Genomic DNA, 16043 nt, shown 5'->3' with positions numbered 1-16043 from the left:
TCCGGCCACTCAGCTGCAGTTCTGACTGATACGACTGGCCAACTGCCGCCGCGCCGCCCCTATTTCTTCATCACTGTAGTAGACGCGCTCACCCTTTGCATCGGCACTGAAATAGCGCCCTCCATGAGACAGGCGTGACAAACGGTTTTGCAGCTGCTGGCACTCGCGCTCTCGTTGCGCCTGCCTAGCGCTCGCCGCCACATTGGCCGCCTCCTGCTCTTCGCGACGAGCCTCGAAGAAGCGCTCCGTGCGCGCCTGCCGCTCGCGGGTCGCGTCGTCTCTATCGATCACCTGCGGCCGAACCTCGACCGGCTCCGCACCTGGCTGCGGCTTCGCGCCGAAATGCACATTGCCCGCGGAATCAACCCAGCGGTAGATATCGGCGGCCGCCAGCGGGGCCAACAAAATGCTGACTATCAGTACTGCGATACGCATGGGGTCCTTCCCTGCCGGTCTGTTGGCCGGCCTTGTGTCAGGGTTTGACGGCGTGGATCACCACCCGTTCCTCCGGCTGATAGTGCCCCAACTGACGGAGCGTCTCCAGCCTGGCACGACTGCGAAAGGCGTATTCGCTGGCTGGATAGCGCGACTGAATGAACTGATAGGTTTGTGCCGCATCGACAAATAGACCCTGACGCTCCAAGCACTGACCGCGCAACAGCGATATTTCCGGTTGTAGATTATCCCGTGGTCGGCTGCGCCGCTCGGCCTGGGAGAGTTCGAGCATGACTTTGTCGCAATCACCCAACTCGTATTGCGTATAGGCCGCGTCGAGATGGCGATCAAGGGCATTTCTGCTGCTGCAGCCTACGCTGAGGGTGGCCAGAACAAGGATAAACAGGGTGCGCATGGGTGACTCCTCCGATGCCGAATTATCGACCGTCGTTGCGAAAACTGCAGTCCATCCGTCCAGCTAAATGTCCATTGCGCGCCTCTCCAAGCTCTGCCGAAAGAGTAGTGCAGCCCAACGATGACTACAGCCGCCCGGCATAGTAGCCTCGCGGCCATTCTGAAAAAGGAGCATTGAATGACTTCGCGCCGTACCAAAATCGTCGCCACGCTGGGTCCAGCCAGCAGTTCACCTGAGGTGCTGGAAAAAATGATCGTCGCCGGGCTCGATGTGGCCCGCCTGAACTTTTCCCACGGGACGCCAGATGAGCACCGCGCCCGGGCGCAGCTGGTAAGGGATATCGCCGCGAAGCACGGTCGATTCGTTGCGCTGCTGGGTGACCTGCAAGGACCGAAGATCCGTATCGCCAAGTTTGCCAACAAGCGCATCGAACTGGCCGAAGGCGACAGCTTTCGCTTCTCCGTCACCCACCCCCGCGATGCTGGCACCCAGGAAGTGGTCGGCATCGATTATCCGGATCTGGTGAAGGACTGCAGTGTTGGCGACGAACTGCTGCTGGACGACGGTCGCGTGGTCATGCGCGTGGACAGCAGCACAGCCGATGAGCTGCACTGCACCGTACTGATCGGCGGGCCGCTGTCTGACAACAAGGGCATTAACCGTCGCGGTGGCGGCCTGACCGCGCCGGCATTGACTGCCAAGGACAAGGCCGACATCAAGCTGGCCGCCGACATGAACTTGGACTATCTCGCCGTCTCTTTCCCACGTGACGCGGCTGACATGGAGTTGGCTCGGCGGTTGCGTGACGAAGCCGGCTCCAGCGCGTGGCTGATCGCCAAGATCGAGCGCGCCGAAGCCGTGGCCGATGACGAAGCGCTGGATGGCCTGATCCGTGCGAGTGACGGCGTGATGGTCGCGCGTGGCGACCTCGGTGTGGAAATTGGTGATGCCGAGTTGGTGGGCATCCAGAAAAAGATCATTCTGCACGCGCGCCGCAACAATAAGCTGGTGATCACCGCGACCCAAATGATGGAGTCGATGATCCAGAACCCAATGCCGACCCGCGCCGAAGTGTCCGATGTAGCCAATGCCGTGCTCGACTACACCGACGCGGTGATGCTTTCAGCTGAAAGCGCCGCTGGCGAGTATCCGGTCGAAGCGATCAAGGCCATGGCGCGCGTGTGTGTCGGTGCCGAGAAGCATCCGACCAGTACCAAATCCGGCCATCGCCTGGGTCAGCGCTTCGAGCGCAGCGACGAAAGCACGGCGCTGGCGGCGATGTACACGGCGAACCACTTCCCAGGGGTCAAGGCGATCATCAGCCTGACCGAAAGTGGTTACACCCCGCTGATCATGTCGCGGATTCGCTCGTCGGTACCGATCTTTGCCTTTTCGCCCCATCGCGAAACCCAGGCCCGAGTCGCCATGATCCGCGGCGTGCAGACCATTCCCTTCGATCCGGCGGCCCTACCCGCTGACAAGGTCAGCCAGTCGGCAGTGGACGAGCTACTCAAGCGCAACATCGTCAATGTTGGCGACTGGGTGATCCTGACCAAGGGCGACACCTATCACGGAACGGGTGGCACCAACACCATGAAAATCTTGCGTGTAGGCGATTCCCTGACCTGATCGGCGCGGCGCGCCAGGTACCGCCTGGCGCGCCTTTTCCCTAGCGAGGTCAATGCCTCCTAACCCTTTTAAACTCCGGACTGGCGCGTAAGAAAAGCGTCACTCAGTATCTGCCCCCGCGGCAATCCCGCCAGAAACATGCGTTTGGCGCAGTCTTCGACAAAAGCCCTTCCACCACAGATCAGCGCAATATCCTGGCGTGACGTGGCCTGCAGCGACTGAAGGCGGCTGCCTGCCTGCTCCCAATCGACGCATTCAACGCTCAGGTTGCCATTTAGCTCCGCAAGATTCTCAAGCGGTTCTCGCAGATAGGACCCGCCCCGGCAGAAGTGCAACAGCCTAATCGGCCCCTGGTGCCCTTGCTGCAGTGCTTCGCGCACCAAGCTCCAAAGCGGGGCAAGTCCCGTACCGGCAGCCAACAACAATAAAGGTCTCATCTGCCACTCGGGCTCGTAACGCAGCGCACCCGTATGCAGTTGGCCCAGGCGCAGACTGTCACCAACGGTCAAGGTACGAGCTGAGTCGCAGAACGCACCGCTGTGCCGGCAATCGAGGTGAAACTCAAGCCAGTGCTCTTCCCAAGGCACGCTCGCCAGCGAATAGGGCCGGGCGACTCCATGGTTGCTCCACAACAGCACGTGCTGGCCTGGGTGGTAGCGCAGCGGCCGCTCGGGGATCAAGCGCAATCGCAGAACCCGATCATCTAGCCAGTCGAATCCTTCTACCTGTGCCGGAAGCCCCTCGCGCGCAGGATCGAACGTCGCCACATCGAGATTTCCGGTCACGCTGCACTGGCACGCGAGCCTCCAACCTTCCAGTCGCCGGGCCGAGTCGAGTGCCTGCGGGCGTGCATCCTGCGGTTCGCCCTCCAGGCAGCGCACCAGGCAGGCATGGCAACTGCCCGCACGGCAGCTGAACGGCACGTTCAAGCCGGCATCATTGAGCGCATCGAGCAGATTGCTGCCCTCCGCCACTCGCCAGGTCCGCCCACCGTGGGTGATCTCAGGCATTCACCGCCGCCCAGCTGGTCTCGCACCGATTCCGACCGTTGCCCTTGGCCCGGTAAAGCGCGTCGTCGGCACGCTGCAGGGATTCGTCCAGATCATCGCCTTCATGAAGCAGAGTCAAACCAACGGAAAGGCTCAAATGGCCGGCCTGCATATTTCCCTCCGGCGGCTGGGCATTGGCGAAGGCCTCGCGCAAGCGTTCGCAACAGGCGCGGAATTGCTCGGCATCGGTGTTCGGCAACAGCAGAACGAACTCTTCCCCCCCGTAGCGGGCGAGCACGTCGTCGTCTCGCAGGCAGGAGCGCGCCACGGACGCAAAGGTTTGCAAAACACGATCGCCCACTGCGTGCCCGTGCAGATCGTTGATCCGTTTGAAGTAGTCGAGATCGATCAGGGCCAGGCCAGACTGATGCCCCGCCCGCAGCCGGCTCAGCTCGGCTTCCGCCTTACGCAGAAAATGCCGACGGTTGTAGAGACCCGTCAGCTCATCGGTCGAGGCCAGGTCTTCCAGCTGTCGCATCATGCCGCGCAGCGTTTCTTGATGCGCCTGCAGCGCAAAGCGGCGCTGACGCATGCGTTGACGCAACCTGTAGACATAGCCGACGAACAAGCACATCCAGACCAGAGTCACCAGCAACACGCCGGTTTGCAGCAGTGCCGTCTGCGGGTCGTTCAGGTAGCCCATTTGCGCGTCGAAGAACACCATGCCGACGAAGCTGAACAGTGCCAACAGGGCGTAACGGAGGAAGTTTTTCGGTGGCAGAAACACCGCGAACATCAGCACCAGTACGTACAGCACCAGCAGCGATCCACGGTTGTCGCCGAGATTGAACAGAAAGAAGGTCAGCCAGACCAGGGCAACCAGCACCTGTGGCTCGGTCAGGCTGGGGTCGCGAAAGCGCAGGTTATGGCCTCGATAGAAGACCCAGAAAAAGGTCAACTGGCTGGCCGCAATCATCACTGACCCCGCGATTGCTGTCTCGACCGGCGCCTGATAGAAGCCGGCAGCCACAGTGATCCAGGTAAGCAGCAGCGCCAGACCGTAGGTGGCGGCCGCCATGCCGAAGCGCTTGGTCACCAATAACTGCAGCGCTTGCTGTTCGCTCTCGTCACGACTAGCGCGCATGGAATCCTTCCCATAGTGGCAATTCGTCACACTTTACGCCCGCCCTTGTAAAAAACCTATACGCAGTTGTGTCAGGCAAGCGAACTATCATCTTAAACAGGGCCGTCTTTATTACGCTCGCGCCAATGGGGCGTCGATGCCTCAGCCCTTCACGCAACGCCAAGTCGCAGGCAGCGTCATACCAGTTTCCCCTGTGCATCCCTTCACCTTTGGTCCGTCTGTGTTCGCTGCTCTACGGCAGGTTATACTGCCGCGCATTTTTACCTGAGCGTGTCGGTCGTTGTCTCGATACGCGCTGTTTCCGCCCCGCCAAGAGGACGCGCTGCATGACCGTGATCAAGCAAGACGACCTGATACAAAGCGTTGCTGACGCTTTGCAGTTCATCTCCTACTACCACCCCGTCGACTTTATCCAGGCGATGCACGAGGCCTACCTGCGTGAAGAGTCACCGGCAGCCCGTGACTCCATGGCGCAGATCCTGATCAATTCGCGGATGTGCGCCACCGGACACCGCCCGATCTGCCAGGACACCGGCATCGTTACCGTATTCGTGCGCGTGGGTATGGACGTACGCTGGGACGACGCCAGCATGAGCCTGGACGACATGATCAACGAAGGCGTCCGCCGCGCCTACAACCTGCCGGAGAACGTTCTGCGGGCTTCGATCCTCGCCGACCCCGCAGGTTCCCGTAAGAACACGAAAGACAACACGCCGGCGGTCATCCACTACTCCATCGTTCCCGGCGACAAGGTCGAAGTAGACGTAGCGGCCAAGGGTGGCGGTTCGGAAAACAAGTCGAAGATGGCCATGCTCAACCCGTCCGACTCAATCGTCGACTGGGTGCTGAAGACCGTGCCGACCATGGGCGCCGGCTGGTGCCCGCCGGGCATGCTCGGCATCGGCATCGGCGGCACCGCGGAGAAAGCCGCGGTGATGGCCAAAGAAGTGCTGATGGAATCCATCGACATCCACGAACTGAAGGCCCGCGGCCCGCAGAACCGCATCGAAGAGCTGCGTCTGGAGCTGTTCGAGAAGGTCAACCAACTGGGTATCGGTGCGCAGGGCCTCGGCGGCCTGACTACCGTGCTTGACGTCAAGATCATGGATTACCCGACGCACGCGGCCTCACTGCCGGTGTGCATGATCCCCAACTGCGCTGCCACACGCCACGCCCACTTCGTGCTCGACGGCTCCGGCCCGGCCGAACTGACCCCGCCACCGCTCGACGCCTATCCGGAAATCGTCTGGGAAGCCGGCCCGAGCGCGCGTCGCGTCAACCTCGACACCATCACACCGGAAGAAGTGCAGAGCTGGAAGCCGGGCGAAACCGTTCTGCTCAACGGCAAGATGCTCACCGGTCGCGACGCCGCGCACAAGCGCATGGTCGACATGTTGAACAAGGGCGAAGAGCTGCCGGTGGACCTCAAGGGTCGCTTCATTTACTACGTCGGTCCGGTCGATCCAGTCGGCGACGAAGTGGTTGGCCCCGCCGGCCCGACCACCGCGACGCGCATGGACAAATTCACCCGTCAAATCCTCGAGAGCACCGGCCTGCTGGGCATGATCGGCAAGTCCGAGCGCGGCCCGATCGCCATCGAGGCCATCAAGGACAACAAGGCGGTGTACTTGATGGCGGTCGGCGGCGCGGCCTATCTGGTCGCCCAGGCGATCAAGAAGTCCAAGGTGCTGGCGTTCGCCGAACTGGGAATGGAGGCGATCTACGAGTTCGAAGTGAAGGACATGCCGGTCACCGTCGCGGTCGACACCAACGGCGAATCAGTGCACATCACCGGGCCGGCGATCTGGCAGAAGAAGATCGCGGAAAACCTGGCTGTAGAGGTGCAATAACCGATTGCGCCAATAAAAAGCCCGGCTCATTGCCGGGCTTTTTGCTTACAGGACGCCAGTTGCAGCGCAGATCATCAACTAATCACGCCGGCTCCGGCGCAGCTGAACGAACAACCCCTCCACCTTCGCCCGCGCCCATGGCGTCTTGCGCAGAAACGTCAGACTCGACTTGATACTCGGGTCGCTCTTAAAGCAGCGGATATCGACCCGCTCCGCCAGCCCCTCCCAGCCATAGTGAGCCTGCAGCTCGACGAGTATCGACTCCAGCGTCACGCCATGGAGCGGGTCTTGGGGTTGGGACATTGCGGCCTCGGGGCTTGAACAGGCAGCGCCTGCGGGTGAATAAAAAGGCCCGCCGGAGCGGGCCTTCGAACGGAACGGCATATTACAGGCTGATGCGGGTCCCGAGCAGCTCGAGGAATGCTGCCAGCCAAGCGGGGTGCGCCGGCCACGCCGGAGCGGTCACGAGATTGCCCTCGGTATGCGCCTCGTCGACACCGATATCGACGAATTCACCACCGGCCAGCCGAACCTCCGGTGCGCAGGCGGGATAAGCGCTACACGCACGCCCTCGCAGCACATCAGCGGCAGCCAGCAACTGAGCGCCGTGGCATACCGCGGCAATCGGCTTTTTCGCCTCACCAAATGCTTTCACCAGTTTTATCACCTGCTCATTGAGCCGCAGGTACTCAGGCGAGCGGCCTCCCGGCACCACCAATGCGTCATAGTCCACGGCGCGCACCTCGGCGAAATCGAAGTTCAGCGCAAAATTATGGCCGGGCTTTTCGCTATAGGTCTGGTCGCCTTCGAAATCGTGGATCGCTGTGCGCACGGTGTCGCCAGCCTTCTTGTCCGGGCAGACCGCATGCACGGTATGACCGACCATCTGCAGGGCCTGAAACGGCACCATGGTTTCGTAATCTTCGACGTAGTCGCCGACCAGCATCAAAATTTTCTTCGCAGCCATCAGAACACTCTCCCTTTTCAGTTGGACACTTTATAAACGGCTCGGCCCGTGCCGTCAGCCGCTTCGGTTGAAGATATTGATCACGAGCCGGTCGAGCAGGCCCCACAGTCGTTGGTACATCCGCAGGTAAAGGGGGCGTGCGTGCCACTGATCCAGGTCGATCTCGAGGCTCTGATTGAAGTCGTGTTCGAAGCTCTTGGCAACGTCGGCGCTTAGCTGCGAGTCGACCGCTTCCAGGTTCGCCTCAAGATTCCAGCGCAGATTCCAATGATCGAAATTGCACGAGCCGACACTCACCCAGTCATCGACCAACACGAGTTTCAGGTGCAGAAAGTGTGGCTGATATTCATGAATCCGCACGCCTGCGCGAAGCAATCTTGGATAGAAACGCTGCCCGGCATAGCGCACGGACGGATGGTCGGTGTTGCGGCTGGTCAGCAGCAGTCGAACCTCGACGCCGCGGCGAGCCGCGCGCATCAGCTCCCGCCGCACCTTGCCCGTCGGCAGAAAATACGGAGTTGCAAGCCAGATACGCCGCTCAGCCCTTCGCAGATTGCGCAACAGGCTGTGGAGGATGTCACGATGCTGACGCGCAGCGGAATAGGCCACTCGCCCTGCTCCGTCGAGCGCATCGGGCGCGGCGGGTATCTTCGGCAGCTGCCGAGGCAACGGCAGCTGCCAGATCCGGCGTTTGAGGCACAGCGTCCATTGCACATCGAACAGGCGCTGCCAGTCCTCCATCACCGACCCGCTGATTTCCACCATCGCCTCATGCCAATGCTCGTCCGGCTCGGCCGGGTTCCAGAACTCGTCTGTCGCACCGGCGCCTCCAACAAAACAGCACAAGTTATCGATCAGGATCAGCTTGCGGTGATCGCGATGAAGGTTGCGGAATTTGAGCGTTAGCTTGAGCGGGTTGTATTGGCGCAGGTCGACACCTGCGTCGAGCAGCCGCTGACGCGTCTTCTGCCCGAGTTTCAAGCAACCGAAGCCATCGAACAGGCAGCGCACGCGTACACCACGACCGGCTGCGGCAATCAGCGTGTCGACGAGCCGATCGGTACAGAGCCCGTCCTCGACCAGATAGAGCTCGATATCCACACGCTGCTGCGCAGTATCGATACGCTGCAATATCTGTGGAAAAAATTGTGGGCCGTCGAGCAGCAACCGAAAACGATTACCTTCGCGCCACGGAAACACCTCGCCGGCGAGCATCACGCTTGCATGCCTCGGGCAGACCACGCGGGGAAGCAACTACCGATACAGCTGGAAGACATTGAAATCCTTGTCCGGTGAACGCTCAGGCACGGAATGCGCCTCGCCAGGATCAGCGGCTCCTGTCGTAAGCCGTGATGGCACGCCTGTTATAGGTTCGCGCCGCCGTGCAGAGTTCCCGCCTCGGTGGCTTTATCGCATCGTTCAGTCCCGGTCACGCCGAGGCGTCAGTGCGAAAGCCGACGCTGCCTTGTCCAGCCGCTTGGCCTGTGCCTGGCGCGCCAACTGCAATATGCCGCGATCGCGCTGCCATAGCCTGGCCCAATGGCCCGGACCTTCATCGAGTGCCGTATCCAGCGCAGGTAAGGTTGCGGCCCATTGTGCATCGAGCGCAGCCAACAACAGCTGCGTCGAAAGCTCAGCGGGCGGCAGGCGCGATACTTCGGCTGCAGCCGCCAACAGACCGATCAATCTGAGCTGCAGCGCCTGCGGCCATGCGCACTCCAAGGCGATTCCATACAACCAGCTGACCATGGCGACGAGCACATACAGGTCTTCCAGCGTGCGAAACGGCTTGACGTAGTCGTCCCAGCCGTCACCCGCCAACCGCTGACATGGCACCCGCTCGAGGCGCAAGCGCCCATGCACGATATCCGGTACCAGCGGCAGCGGCGGCATGTCCTCGATAGTCACGCCCCGATCACCGGAACCCACGACGCACAGGCTGAGCCTTGCCGGCTCGCCTGGCGCCTCGTCTCGTGCCGGAACCAACAACCAGGCCGCCGCCGATCCAGCAATGACAAAGTCCTTGCTGCCGGTAAGCGTCAATCTATCCAACCGAGTCTGCATATCCGCCGGGCGCAGCTTACGCTGCTCGGTCGCGCATAGCGCACCGATACCCGCTGGCGCCGACGGCCAGAGCCGCCGCAACGCGGCCTGATAGCCGACCAGAAACGCCAGGCCAGGCGTGGCGGCTTGCCGGCCGCCGCGCACCGCCAACTCGAACGGGTCACCGCCTCCATTGGCCTGTACCTCGCAAAACCAATCGTCCAGCGCCGCAGGCTGCGGCAAGCGTTCAATCGGACCAAGCACGGTGTGCCAAGACATCGGTTCTCTCCAGCAGATTCGCTTGGTTCTGGGGGCTTGAATGCCGTCATCCAAGCATCACGGATCCGTAACAACCGTGACACCGCCCCTGCCTAGCCTCTGGCATCACGGACTGACGGAACGCCAACCATAACAACCATGCGCTCCGGATGCATTGCCACTGCCAGGCTGACCAGGAGATCGAGCATGACCACCATTGCCTTCCCCCGCGTGACGCGACAACTGCAGGCGTTACGCCTGCTCGGCGACGATGCATTACGTGAGGCTCAGGCGCTGCGTTATCAGGTATTCAACGGCGAGTATGGCGCTCAGATGCAGGGCAGCGAGGCCGGTTTGGACAGCGATGAGTTTGACGCTTACTGCAGCCATATCGGTGTACGCGACTCAGGCAGCGGGGAGCTTGTCGCAACCACGCGCCTGCTCGATAACCAGACGGCGCGTGGATTGGGACGGTTCTACAGCGAAAACGAATTCAACCTACAAGGCCTGGCGAAACTTGAAGGGCCAATCCTGGAGATTGGCCGGACCTGCGTTCATCCGGCCTACCGCAACGGCGCGACCATCGCCGTGCTCTGGGCGGAACTGGCTGAAGTGCTCAACCAAGGTGGCTATCGATATCTCATGGGCTGCGCCAGCATTCCAATGCGCGACGGCGGCGTCCAGGCCCAGGCCATCATGCAGCGACTGCGCGAACGTCATCTTTCGACGGAGCTGCTACACGCATGCCCTAAAAACCCGCTACCTGCGCTCGCGTTGCCCGACAACGTCATCGCTGAGACACCTGCGCTGCTCAAGGCCTACATGCGACTGGGAGCAAAGATCTGCGGTGAACCTTGCTGGGATCCGGATTTTCAGGTCGCAGACCTCTTCATTCTCCTCAAGCGCGACGAGCTGTGCCCGCGTTACGCCCGGCACTTCAAGGCAGCGGTCTGAATGCGCAGGATCAGGCTGTATTTTCGTCTCTTGAGATTGTCCATGGTGGTTCTCTACGGCCTGCTACTGGCCTGCGGTCTGAAACTGCGCACGGTGCTGGGCTTTGATCCCTCTCAAGCTGAGCGCCAGCAGCTGTGCCGTTCGTTTCTGGGGCGGCTCGCAGCGGCATTGCCATTTCAGATTCGTGTGACAGGCGATTTGCCAGATAAGCCGATGTTGTGGGTCGCCAACCACCTATCGTGGACCGACATCCCCCTGCTGGGCCTGCTGCAACCGATGACCTTCCTCGCCAAAGCCGAGATCCGTCATTGGCCGGTGATTGGCTGGCTGACAACCGAGGCTGGAACCCGCTTCATCCAGCGCGGTGGCAGCGACAGTAGGTTGCTCAGCCAGCAGATGAGCGAGGAACTGGGGCAAGGAAGCAGTCTGCTGATATTCCCCGAAGGCACCACAACCGATGGCACTTCGCTGCGCACATTCCACTCAAGACTGCTGGCCTGTGCGATCGATACGGGTGTGCCGGTACAGCCCGTTGCGATTCGATATCTGCGCAACGGCGTTATCGATCCGATAGCCCCCTTTATCGGCGACGACGATCTGCTTTCACATCTGTTTCGGCTACTGGCAGAAGATACAGCAGTGGTGGAAATCCAGCTGCTGGCCCCGCTATCCAGCCATGACACGCAACGTAACCCACTCGCCCGTCGTTGCCACAATGCGATCGCCGAAGCGCTGTACGGTCCTTCGCAGCTGATGCCGATCGCCAACGCTGCCTGATGCAAGCTGAGCGCAAGCAAGCGCTGCTAGACTCGCCTCATGAACTATCTTGCGCACCTTCATCTCGGCGGCGAGCGGCCCGGGCAGCTGCTCGGCAGTCTCTATGGCGACTTCGTCAAAGGGCCCTTACAGGACCGATGGCCAGCCGATATCGAAGCGGGCATTCGCCTGCACCGACAGATCGATGTATTTACCGATAGCCACCCGATTGTCCTTCAAGCCAAGCAGCGCTTTCCCCGCGAGCGACGACGCTACGCAGGCATCTTGGTCGATCTTTTTTTCGATCATTGCCTGGCGGCGCATTGGCCCCACTACGCCGAAGAGCCCCTTCAGCATTTCACCGCGCGGGTGTATCAGGTGTTGCTTGAGGAAGCCGAGCTCCCCGGCACGCTGGCGCTAATCGCGCCGCGCATGGCCGCTCAGGACTGGCTCGGCAGTTATCGGGAGTTTTCCGTGATGGAGCAGGTTGTGGCCGGCATGAGCCGGCGTTTGTCACGCCCCGAAGGGCTGCTCGGCGGTGTCGAGGAAATGGAACGGCTATATGAGCCGCTGCTGCAGGACTTCCAAGCGTTCTATCCGCACCTGCAAGCCTTCGCTCGCCGCGCAGACTGACCGCCGCCAGGCCACCGCCGGCCTTGCCTACCTATCAGCCACGCAGAGCTGCGGCAAAGCTTTCCAACCAGGGCTCGGCATCGGTCTCCGGCGTTACCGTTTCGCTGGCATCAAGGCGCAGCATTTCCTGTACTTCGCGTACGCCCAGCTCGGCGTACAACTCCCGAACCAACTCCCCGCCGCCGCAGAAGGTATCGCCATAGCTGGCGTCGCCCAGTGCGATCACCCCGCCTGGCAAGCCCTGCCAGGCCGGAAATTGATCACGAATCGCCGTGTAGAGCGGGACGAAACTGTCCGGTAGCTCGCCCATCCCAGTGGTGGCAGTCACCACCAGCAAGGCTTGCGGTCCGAAGTCCAGGACCTGCGCCAGCTGCGCGCGCGGATCATGCCAGGCGTCGAACCCCGCCGCCTTGAGTACCGTCGCAGCATGGCGGGCAACGTCTTCAGCTGTGCCATAGACGGTACCGGAGAGGATGGCCACTTTCATGATGAGCTCCGTTTTAGATTAAAGCCGAGCATTATGCCGCATCCGACACACTCATCCCGACCGAGCGGTTCTACACTTCAAAACGGTGCCGCCGCTAGGCGCAAGGGAATTACATCGGGCATGTGTTGTCGCAGTGCCGACGTGGTAAAGGATCTCGTAGAGGTCTGTGCTGCACTCTGGAGCGATTAGGCATGGGCAGACGGGTCTGCCCTGACCTTGAGAGGGAAATCGGGATGCCTAGCAAAACTGATCTGACCAGTGCCGAACTGGCCTACATCAACGAACTTGTCAGTGGCTCGTCTGCAGAGCCGGGCGAAACACGGGCTGGCTTCCGCGTCGACGGCGGAGAAAAGGCCAACGGCCTGCTCTTGCAACTGGCTGCGAAGGCCAACCTGACCCTCGAAGCGGAGCTCGAGGATTATTGCATGTCGTTCCCGCTGCAGCTGAAGCAGGATGAATTCCAGGCGGTGCAATTGCAGCTGGCGCCTCCGACCATCTATGAACGCGGACCGGTACTTCGCGCCTGGCGATTGCACTTGGACGAACCGCTGCCACTACTTTCCGACGATGGCAACGAAACCGCGCTGAGCGTGCATGAGTTGTCACCCAACGGCCTGCTGGTGGACGCCGGAGCCAAGCATCAGGCGCCCAAACATCTGCACATGCGCCTGGCATTGCCGGGCGAAGACTCGTTTCAGATCGACGCTCATCGGATCCGCCATGCCGAAGGTGGAATGACTGCCTACGAAGTCGAATATCCGCAGGACAAAGATGCCGAACGCATCCGCTCCTATCTGTACGAACAGCATCAGCGTTTGCATCCCGAGTTGCAGCCAGAGCTTTCCACGCGGGCCACCTCCGACGCCCCCGAGAATTCTTAGCAGCACCGCAGTTGCCCGCTCTACATGCACAAAAACGCCCGCATAGTAGGGTAGTTGCGCCCCCTGGTGTAAGCTGGCAAGGCACTGCTGCCTTGCACAGGCGGCGCGACTTTCCCCGTCCCACTCGGTATCCCAGCATGACCCAGCCGACGGCCCCGATACTGATTACCGGTGCCAGCCAGCGCATCGGCCTGCATTGCGCCGAACGCTTGCTTGATGAAGGCCAGCCGGTGATCGTGAGCTACCGCACCCCTCGAGCAAGTCTGGCTCGGCTTCGTGAGCGCGGTGCGGTGACTTTGCATGCCGATTTTTCCGCTGCAGCGGGCATCCACGCCTTTATCGCTGTACTCAAGGAGCACACCAGCGCCCTACGCGCGATCGTTCACAACGCATCGGACTGGCACCCAGAGACGCCGGGTGAAGAGGCTGAAACATTCCAGCGCATGTTCGAGGTGCACATGCTTGCGCCTTATCTGATCAACCTTCACTGCACTGAACTGCTGCAGCATGGCGGTCCGGCAGACATCATCCACATCGGTGATGACGTCACTCGCGTCGGCAGCAAAAAGCACATCGCTTATGCAGCCAGCAAAGCCGGTTTGGACAACCTCACGCTGTCGTTTGCAGCCAGACTGGCGCCGGCGATCAAGGTCAATGGCATCGCGCCTGCCTTGATACAGTTCAACGAAGGCGATGACGAGGTCTACCAGCGCAAGGCGCTTGCCAAATCCGCCCTTGGCATCGAGCCTGGCGCCGAGGTGATCTACCAGAGCCTGCGCTACCTGCTGGATAATCCCTATGTCACCGGCACCACGCTGAGCGTTAACGGTGGCCGCCACCTGATCTGATACGCGAAGGAACCCCATGCCCCGATTGGAACCTGCCATGGCGCGCATCCGCGTCAAAGACCTGCGTCTACGAACCTTCATCGGTATCAAGGAAGAAGAAATCCTCAACAAGCAGGATGTCCTGATCAATCTGACGATGCTTTATCCTGCGGCCGAGGCCGTGCGTGACAACGACATCGGCCATGCACTGAACTACCGAACCATCACCAAGGCGATCATCCAACACGTCGAGGACAACCGTTTCGCCCTGCTCGAACGGCTCACCCAGGAAATCCTTGACCTGGTCATGGCGCATCCGCAAGTGCGTTACGCCGAAGTCGAAGTGGACAAGCCACATGCTCTGCGCTTTGCCGAGTCGGTATCGATTACCCTCGCCGCGCATCGGGACTGACCCTTTCGCGCGTCAATCGCTGCCATAGGCTAGGGTCGTCATCAGCGCACGGTCACCACTGCGTGCGTCCAGCCGAGTGTGCTGAATGACCACCGGTACGTTGGAAACGAATACGCTGGCATAGTCAGTCTCACGCGGCACTGCCTGGGGCGTCTGCAGGTCATCGAAACGGAGATGCAAGGTTCGCCGCGCGGGGACCCGTATCGCGTACGGCCCGACCGGCTCACGGTCAGCGAAGTACAGCGTCAGCTCAATCACCGCCTCCAACGGGCCAGCGTTCAAAATGCACGCCGTCTCATGGCTGCGCAGCGCTGGCTCATCGGGTTTCGGCCCCAACGCCGGTAGGTACCCTTCGGCAATCACCCAGTGTTTTTTCCCAATCACATCCAGTCTCCTCGACAGCTGGATGACCGGCCGGCCATCCTGTTTAGCGGAGGCGGTTCAAGCCGCTAAAGTTCCCCGCCGCTATCTGGCCCACGGCCTGCGTCGAGGTTATGATCCCGCCGAAGTCTGCAACGCCGAGACCCTTGAAATGAATGAACAAGAACGCACCGAACTCGAAGCCGCCGCTTTCCGCCGCCTGGTCCAGCACCTGCGCAGCCGCCCGGACGCACAAAACATCGACCTGATGAACCTGGCCGGCTTCTGTCGTAATTGCCTGTCGAAATGGTACAAGGCCGCCGCCGACGACCTCGATATCGAAGTCAGCCTCGATGAGGCTCGCGAAGAGGTCTACGGCATGCCATACGCGGAATGGAAGAAACGCTATCAGAAGGACGCAACGCCAGAGCAACAGGCTGCGTTCGACAAGGCCCAGAAACCATGAGTAGCCTCAGGGACTTTCGCGCCAGTCTGCGCAACCGAAACCACCCATTCAGCGAGACGCTGGCATTCATCGCCAGCGCCTATGACTACCAGCCAACCCGCTTTTTCAATGGCAACGTTGAAAACGCTGCCGGGCAGAACGAGGGCTCGTGCAAGACGTTGGGGCTGGCCGTACTGGAAGGCTTCACCACAGAAGAAGCCTTGCTTGCGTTCGGGGAGCACTATCAGTCAGTGCTGGAGAACCCCAGTGGATCCGACCACTTGAACATCCGCGCCCTGATGGATACCGGACTCCCGGGGGTGCGCTTTGATCAGCAGCCGCTGAGGCGCAAACCGGTGAATTTCGAAGAGAAATAAAAAAGGGCCGGCCAGGCACTTGGGGAAGGCTTGAAGCGGACGGCCCTGAGAACCAAAAGGAGATTTCGGGGCTAGCCTAAAAGCCAAGCGCAACGCTGGCTATTGCATAAAGCCGATCGGCCTAATAGTCCAGTCCTATCGACTGTGATGCCGCTTTTCCCATCCCGACAAAGCCGGTAAG

20 protein-coding genes are annotated in these 16043 nt (G+C 60.9%); 10 read left to right on the top strand and 10 right to left on the bottom strand.

Annotation, left to right across the window (positions count from 1 at the left end):
• Positions 1-9: 9 nt before the first annotated feature.
• Together C1896_05460 and C1896_05455 are read right to left on the bottom strand one after the other, a co-directional pair.
• The gene (locus C1896_05460; GenBank protein ID AZZ44407.1) at positions 10-435 is read right to left on the bottom strand and encodes a DUF4124 domain-containing protein; all 426 of its coding nucleotides are present in this window, start codon (positions 433-435) and stop codon (positions 10-12) included.
• A gap of 37 nt (positions 436-472) precedes the next feature.
• A complete protein-coding gene (locus tag C1896_05455) occupies positions 473-850 on the bottom strand; it encodes a hypothetical protein (protein AZZ44406.1) in 378 nt (125 codons plus the stop codon).
• 177 nt (positions 851-1027) lie between these two features.
• Here C1896_05455 and pyk point away from each other — a divergent pair, with 177 nt between their 5' ends.
• Entirely contained in the window at positions 1028-2479 is a 1452-nt protein-coding gene (gene pyk, locus C1896_05450; GenBank protein AZZ44405.1) for a pyruvate kinase, read from the top strand.
• Positions 2480-2547: 68 nt separating this feature from the next.
• Here the strand turns inward: pyk and C1896_05445 are convergent, their stop codons facing one another.
• Complete coding sequence (locus tag C1896_05445; protein ID AZZ44404.1) at positions 2548-3489, bottom strand: hypothetical protein; 942 nt, start codon at positions 3487-3489, stop codon at positions 2548-2550.
• Positions 3482-4612, bottom strand: coding sequence for a hypothetical protein (locus C1896_05440; protein ID AZZ44403.1), 1131 nt, complete (start codon positions 4610-4612; stop codon positions 3482-3484). The genes C1896_05445 and C1896_05440 overlap by 8 nt, the downstream gene beginning before the upstream one ends.
• 326 nt (positions 4613-4938) lie before the next feature.
• Between C1896_05440 and C1896_05435 the strand changes: the two genes are divergently transcribed.
• The gene (locus C1896_05435) at positions 4939-6462 is read left to right on the top strand and encodes a fumarate hydratase (GenBank protein AZZ44402.1); all 1524 of its coding nucleotides are present in this window, start codon (positions 4939-4941) and stop codon (positions 6460-6462) included.
• A 78-nt stretch (positions 6463-6540) separates the two neighbouring features.
• On the opposite strand, the gene C1896_05430 is transcribed toward C1896_05435, so the two are convergent.
• The 4 genes from C1896_05430 to C1896_05415 form a co-directional block, all read right to left on the bottom strand.
• Positions 6541-6765 carry a DUF2132 domain-containing protein gene (locus C1896_05430; GenBank protein AZZ44401.1) on the bottom strand — a complete coding sequence of 75 codons (225 nt, stop codon included), beginning with the start codon at positions 6763-6765 and terminating at the stop codon, positions 6541-6543.
• A gap of 82 nt (positions 6766-6847) precedes the next feature.
• Complete coding sequence (locus tag C1896_05425; GenBank protein ID AZZ44400.1) at positions 6848-7429, bottom strand: protease; 582 nt, start codon at positions 7427-7429, stop codon at positions 6848-6850.
• Positions 7430-7483: 54 nt separating this feature from the next.
• Entirely contained in the window at positions 7484-8644 is a 1161-nt protein-coding gene (locus tag C1896_05420; protein ID AZZ44399.1) for a cardiolipin synthase B, read from the bottom strand.
• Between the two features lie 204 nt (positions 8645-8848).
• The gene (locus C1896_05415) at positions 8849-9751 is read right to left on the bottom strand and encodes an acyl-CoA dehydrogenase (GenBank protein AZZ44398.1); all 903 of its coding nucleotides are present in this window, start codon (positions 9749-9751) and stop codon (positions 8849-8851) included.
• A gap of 186 nt (positions 9752-9937) precedes the next feature.
• On the opposite strand from C1896_05415, the gene C1896_05410 reads away from it, so the two are divergent.
• From C1896_05410 to C1896_05400, 3 genes are read left to right on the top strand one after another with little or no spacing between them, the layout of a single operon-like run.
• Positions 9938-10684, top strand: coding sequence for a hemolysin (locus C1896_05410; GenBank protein AZZ44397.1), 747 nt, complete (start codon positions 9938-9940; stop codon positions 10682-10684).
• Entirely contained in the window at positions 10685-11461 is a 777-nt protein-coding gene (locus tag C1896_05405; protein ID AZZ44396.1) for a 1-acyl-sn-glycerol-3-phosphate acyltransferase, read from the top strand. It abuts the gene before it with no gap.
• A 39-nt stretch (positions 11462-11500) separates the two neighbouring features.
• Positions 11501-12073 (top strand): ACP phosphodiesterase, encoded by a 573-nt coding sequence (locus C1896_05400; GenBank protein ID AZZ44395.1) that lies wholly within the window; start codon positions 11501-11503, stop codon positions 12071-12073.
• A gap of 34 nt (positions 12074-12107) precedes the next feature.
• Here the strand turns inward: C1896_05400 and C1896_05395 are convergent, their stop codons facing one another.
• Entirely contained in the window at positions 12108-12560 is a 453-nt protein-coding gene (locus C1896_05395; GenBank protein AZZ44394.1) for a flavodoxin, read from the bottom strand.
• Positions 12561-12793: 233 nt separating this feature from the next.
• Between C1896_05395 and C1896_05390 the strand changes: the two genes are divergently transcribed.
• The 3 genes from C1896_05390 (at position 12794) to C1896_05380 (ending at position 14680) form a co-directional block, all read left to right on the top strand.
• Positions 12794-13441 carry a PilZ domain-containing protein gene (locus tag C1896_05390; GenBank protein ID AZZ44393.1) on the top strand — a complete coding sequence of 216 codons (648 nt, stop codon included), beginning with the start codon at positions 12794-12796 and terminating at the stop codon, positions 13439-13441.
• Positions 13442-13578: 137 nt separating this feature from the next.
• Positions 13579-14289, top strand: a complete 711-nt coding sequence (locus C1896_05385) for a dihydromonapterin reductase (protein AZZ44392.1) — start codon at positions 13579-13581, stop codon at positions 14287-14289.
• 16 nt (positions 14290-14305) lie between these two features.
• Entirely contained in the window at positions 14306-14680 is a 375-nt protein-coding gene (locus tag C1896_05380; protein AZZ44391.1) for a dihydroneopterin triphosphate 2'-epimerase, read from the top strand.
• 12 nt (positions 14681-14692) lie between these two features.
• On the opposite strand, the gene C1896_05375 is transcribed toward C1896_05380, so the two are convergent.
• Positions 14693-15070 carry a sensory rhodopsin transducer gene (locus C1896_05375; GenBank protein AZZ44390.1) on the bottom strand — a complete coding sequence of 126 codons (378 nt, stop codon included), beginning with the start codon at positions 15068-15070 and terminating at the stop codon, positions 14693-14695.
• 142 nt (positions 15071-15212) lie between these two features.
• On the opposite strand from C1896_05375, the gene C1896_05370 reads away from it, so the two are divergent.
• Positions 15213-15506, top strand: coding sequence for a DUF1244 domain-containing protein (locus C1896_05370; protein ID AZZ47537.1), 294 nt, complete (start codon positions 15213-15215; stop codon positions 15504-15506).
• Complete coding sequence (locus C1896_05365) at positions 15503-15862, top strand: HopJ type III effector protein (protein AZZ44389.1); 360 nt, start codon at positions 15503-15505, stop codon at positions 15860-15862. The genes C1896_05370 and C1896_05365 overlap by 4 nt, the downstream gene beginning before the upstream one ends.
• The last annotated feature ends 181 nt before the right edge of the window (positions 15863-16043 follow it).

Source organism: Pseudomonadaceae bacterium SI-3 (genome assembly GCA_004010935.1).
Lineage (GTDB): Bacteria > Pseudomonadota > Gammaproteobacteria > Pseudomonadales > Pseudomonadaceae > Stutzerimonas.
Note: the sequence above shows the minus strand (reverse complement) of the source record. Positions and strands in the feature narration are given on the sequence as shown.

Bases quoted from the DNA above. Each gene is read 5' to 3' on its own strand.
- C1896_05395 (AZZ44394.1), bottom strand. From the start codon at position 12,560: ATGAAAGTGGCCATCCTCTCCGGTACCGTCTATGGCACAGCTGAAGAC.
- C1896_05435 (AZZ44402.1), top strand. From the start codon at position 4,939: ATGACCGTGATCAAGCAAGACGACCTGATACAAAGCGTTGCTGACGCT.
- C1896_05415 (AZZ44398.1), bottom strand. From the start codon at position 9,751: ATGTCTTGGCACACCGTGCTTGGTCCGATTGAACGCTTGCCGCAGCCT.
- C1896_05440 (AZZ44403.1), bottom strand. From the start codon at position 4,612: ATGCGCGCTAGTCGTGACGAGAGCGAACAGCAAGCGCTGCAGTTATTG.
- pyk (AZZ44405.1), top strand. From the start codon at position 1,028: ATGACTTCGCGCCGTACCAAAATCGTCGCCACGCTGGGTCCAGCCAGC.
- C1896_05380 (AZZ44391.1), top strand. From the start codon at position 14,306: ATGCCCCGATTGGAACCTGCCATGGCGCGCATCCGCGTCAAAGACCTG.
- C1896_05425 (AZZ44400.1), bottom strand. From the start codon at position 7,429: ATGGCTGCGAAGAAAATTTTGATGCTGGTCGGCGACTACGTCGAAGAT.
- C1896_05460 (AZZ44407.1), bottom strand. From the start codon at position 435: ATGCGTATCGCAGTACTGATAGTCAGCATTTTGTTGGCCCCGCTGGCG.
- C1896_05365 (AZZ44389.1), top strand. From the start codon at position 15,503: ATGAGTAGCCTCAGGGACTTTCGCGCCAGTCTGCGCAACCGAAACCAC.
- C1896_05390 (AZZ44393.1), top strand. From the start codon at position 12,794: ATGCCTAGCAAAACTGATCTGACCAGTGCCGAACTGGCCTACATCAAC.
- C1896_05370 (AZZ47537.1), top strand. From the start codon at position 15,213: ATGAATGAACAAGAACGCACCGAACTCGAAGCCGCCGCTTTCCGCCGC.
- C1896_05455 (AZZ44406.1), bottom strand. From the start codon at position 850: ATGCGCACCCTGTTTATCCTTGTTCTGGCCACCCTCAGCGTAGGCTGC.
- C1896_05445 (AZZ44404.1), bottom strand. From the start codon at position 3,489: ATGCCTGAGATCACCCACGGTGGGCGGACCTGGCGAGTGGCGGAGGGC.
- C1896_05385 (AZZ44392.1), top strand. From the start codon at position 13,579: ATGACCCAGCCGACGGCCCCGATACTGATTACCGGTGCCAGCCAGCGC.
- C1896_05410 (AZZ44397.1), top strand. From the start codon at position 9,938: ATGACCACCATTGCCTTCCCCCGCGTGACGCGACAACTGCAGGCGTTA.
- C1896_05420 (AZZ44399.1), bottom strand. From the start codon at position 8,644: ATGCTCGCCGGCGAGGTGTTTCCGTGGCGCGAAGGTAATCGTTTTCGG.
- C1896_05400 (AZZ44395.1), top strand. From the start codon at position 11,501: ATGAACTATCTTGCGCACCTTCATCTCGGCGGCGAGCGGCCCGGGCAG.
- C1896_05430 (AZZ44401.1), bottom strand. From the start codon at position 6,765: ATGTCCCAACCCCAAGACCCGCTCCATGGCGTGACGCTGGAGTCGATA.
- C1896_05405 (AZZ44396.1), top strand. From the start codon at position 10,685: ATGCGCAGGATCAGGCTGTATTTTCGTCTCTTGAGATTGTCCATGGTG.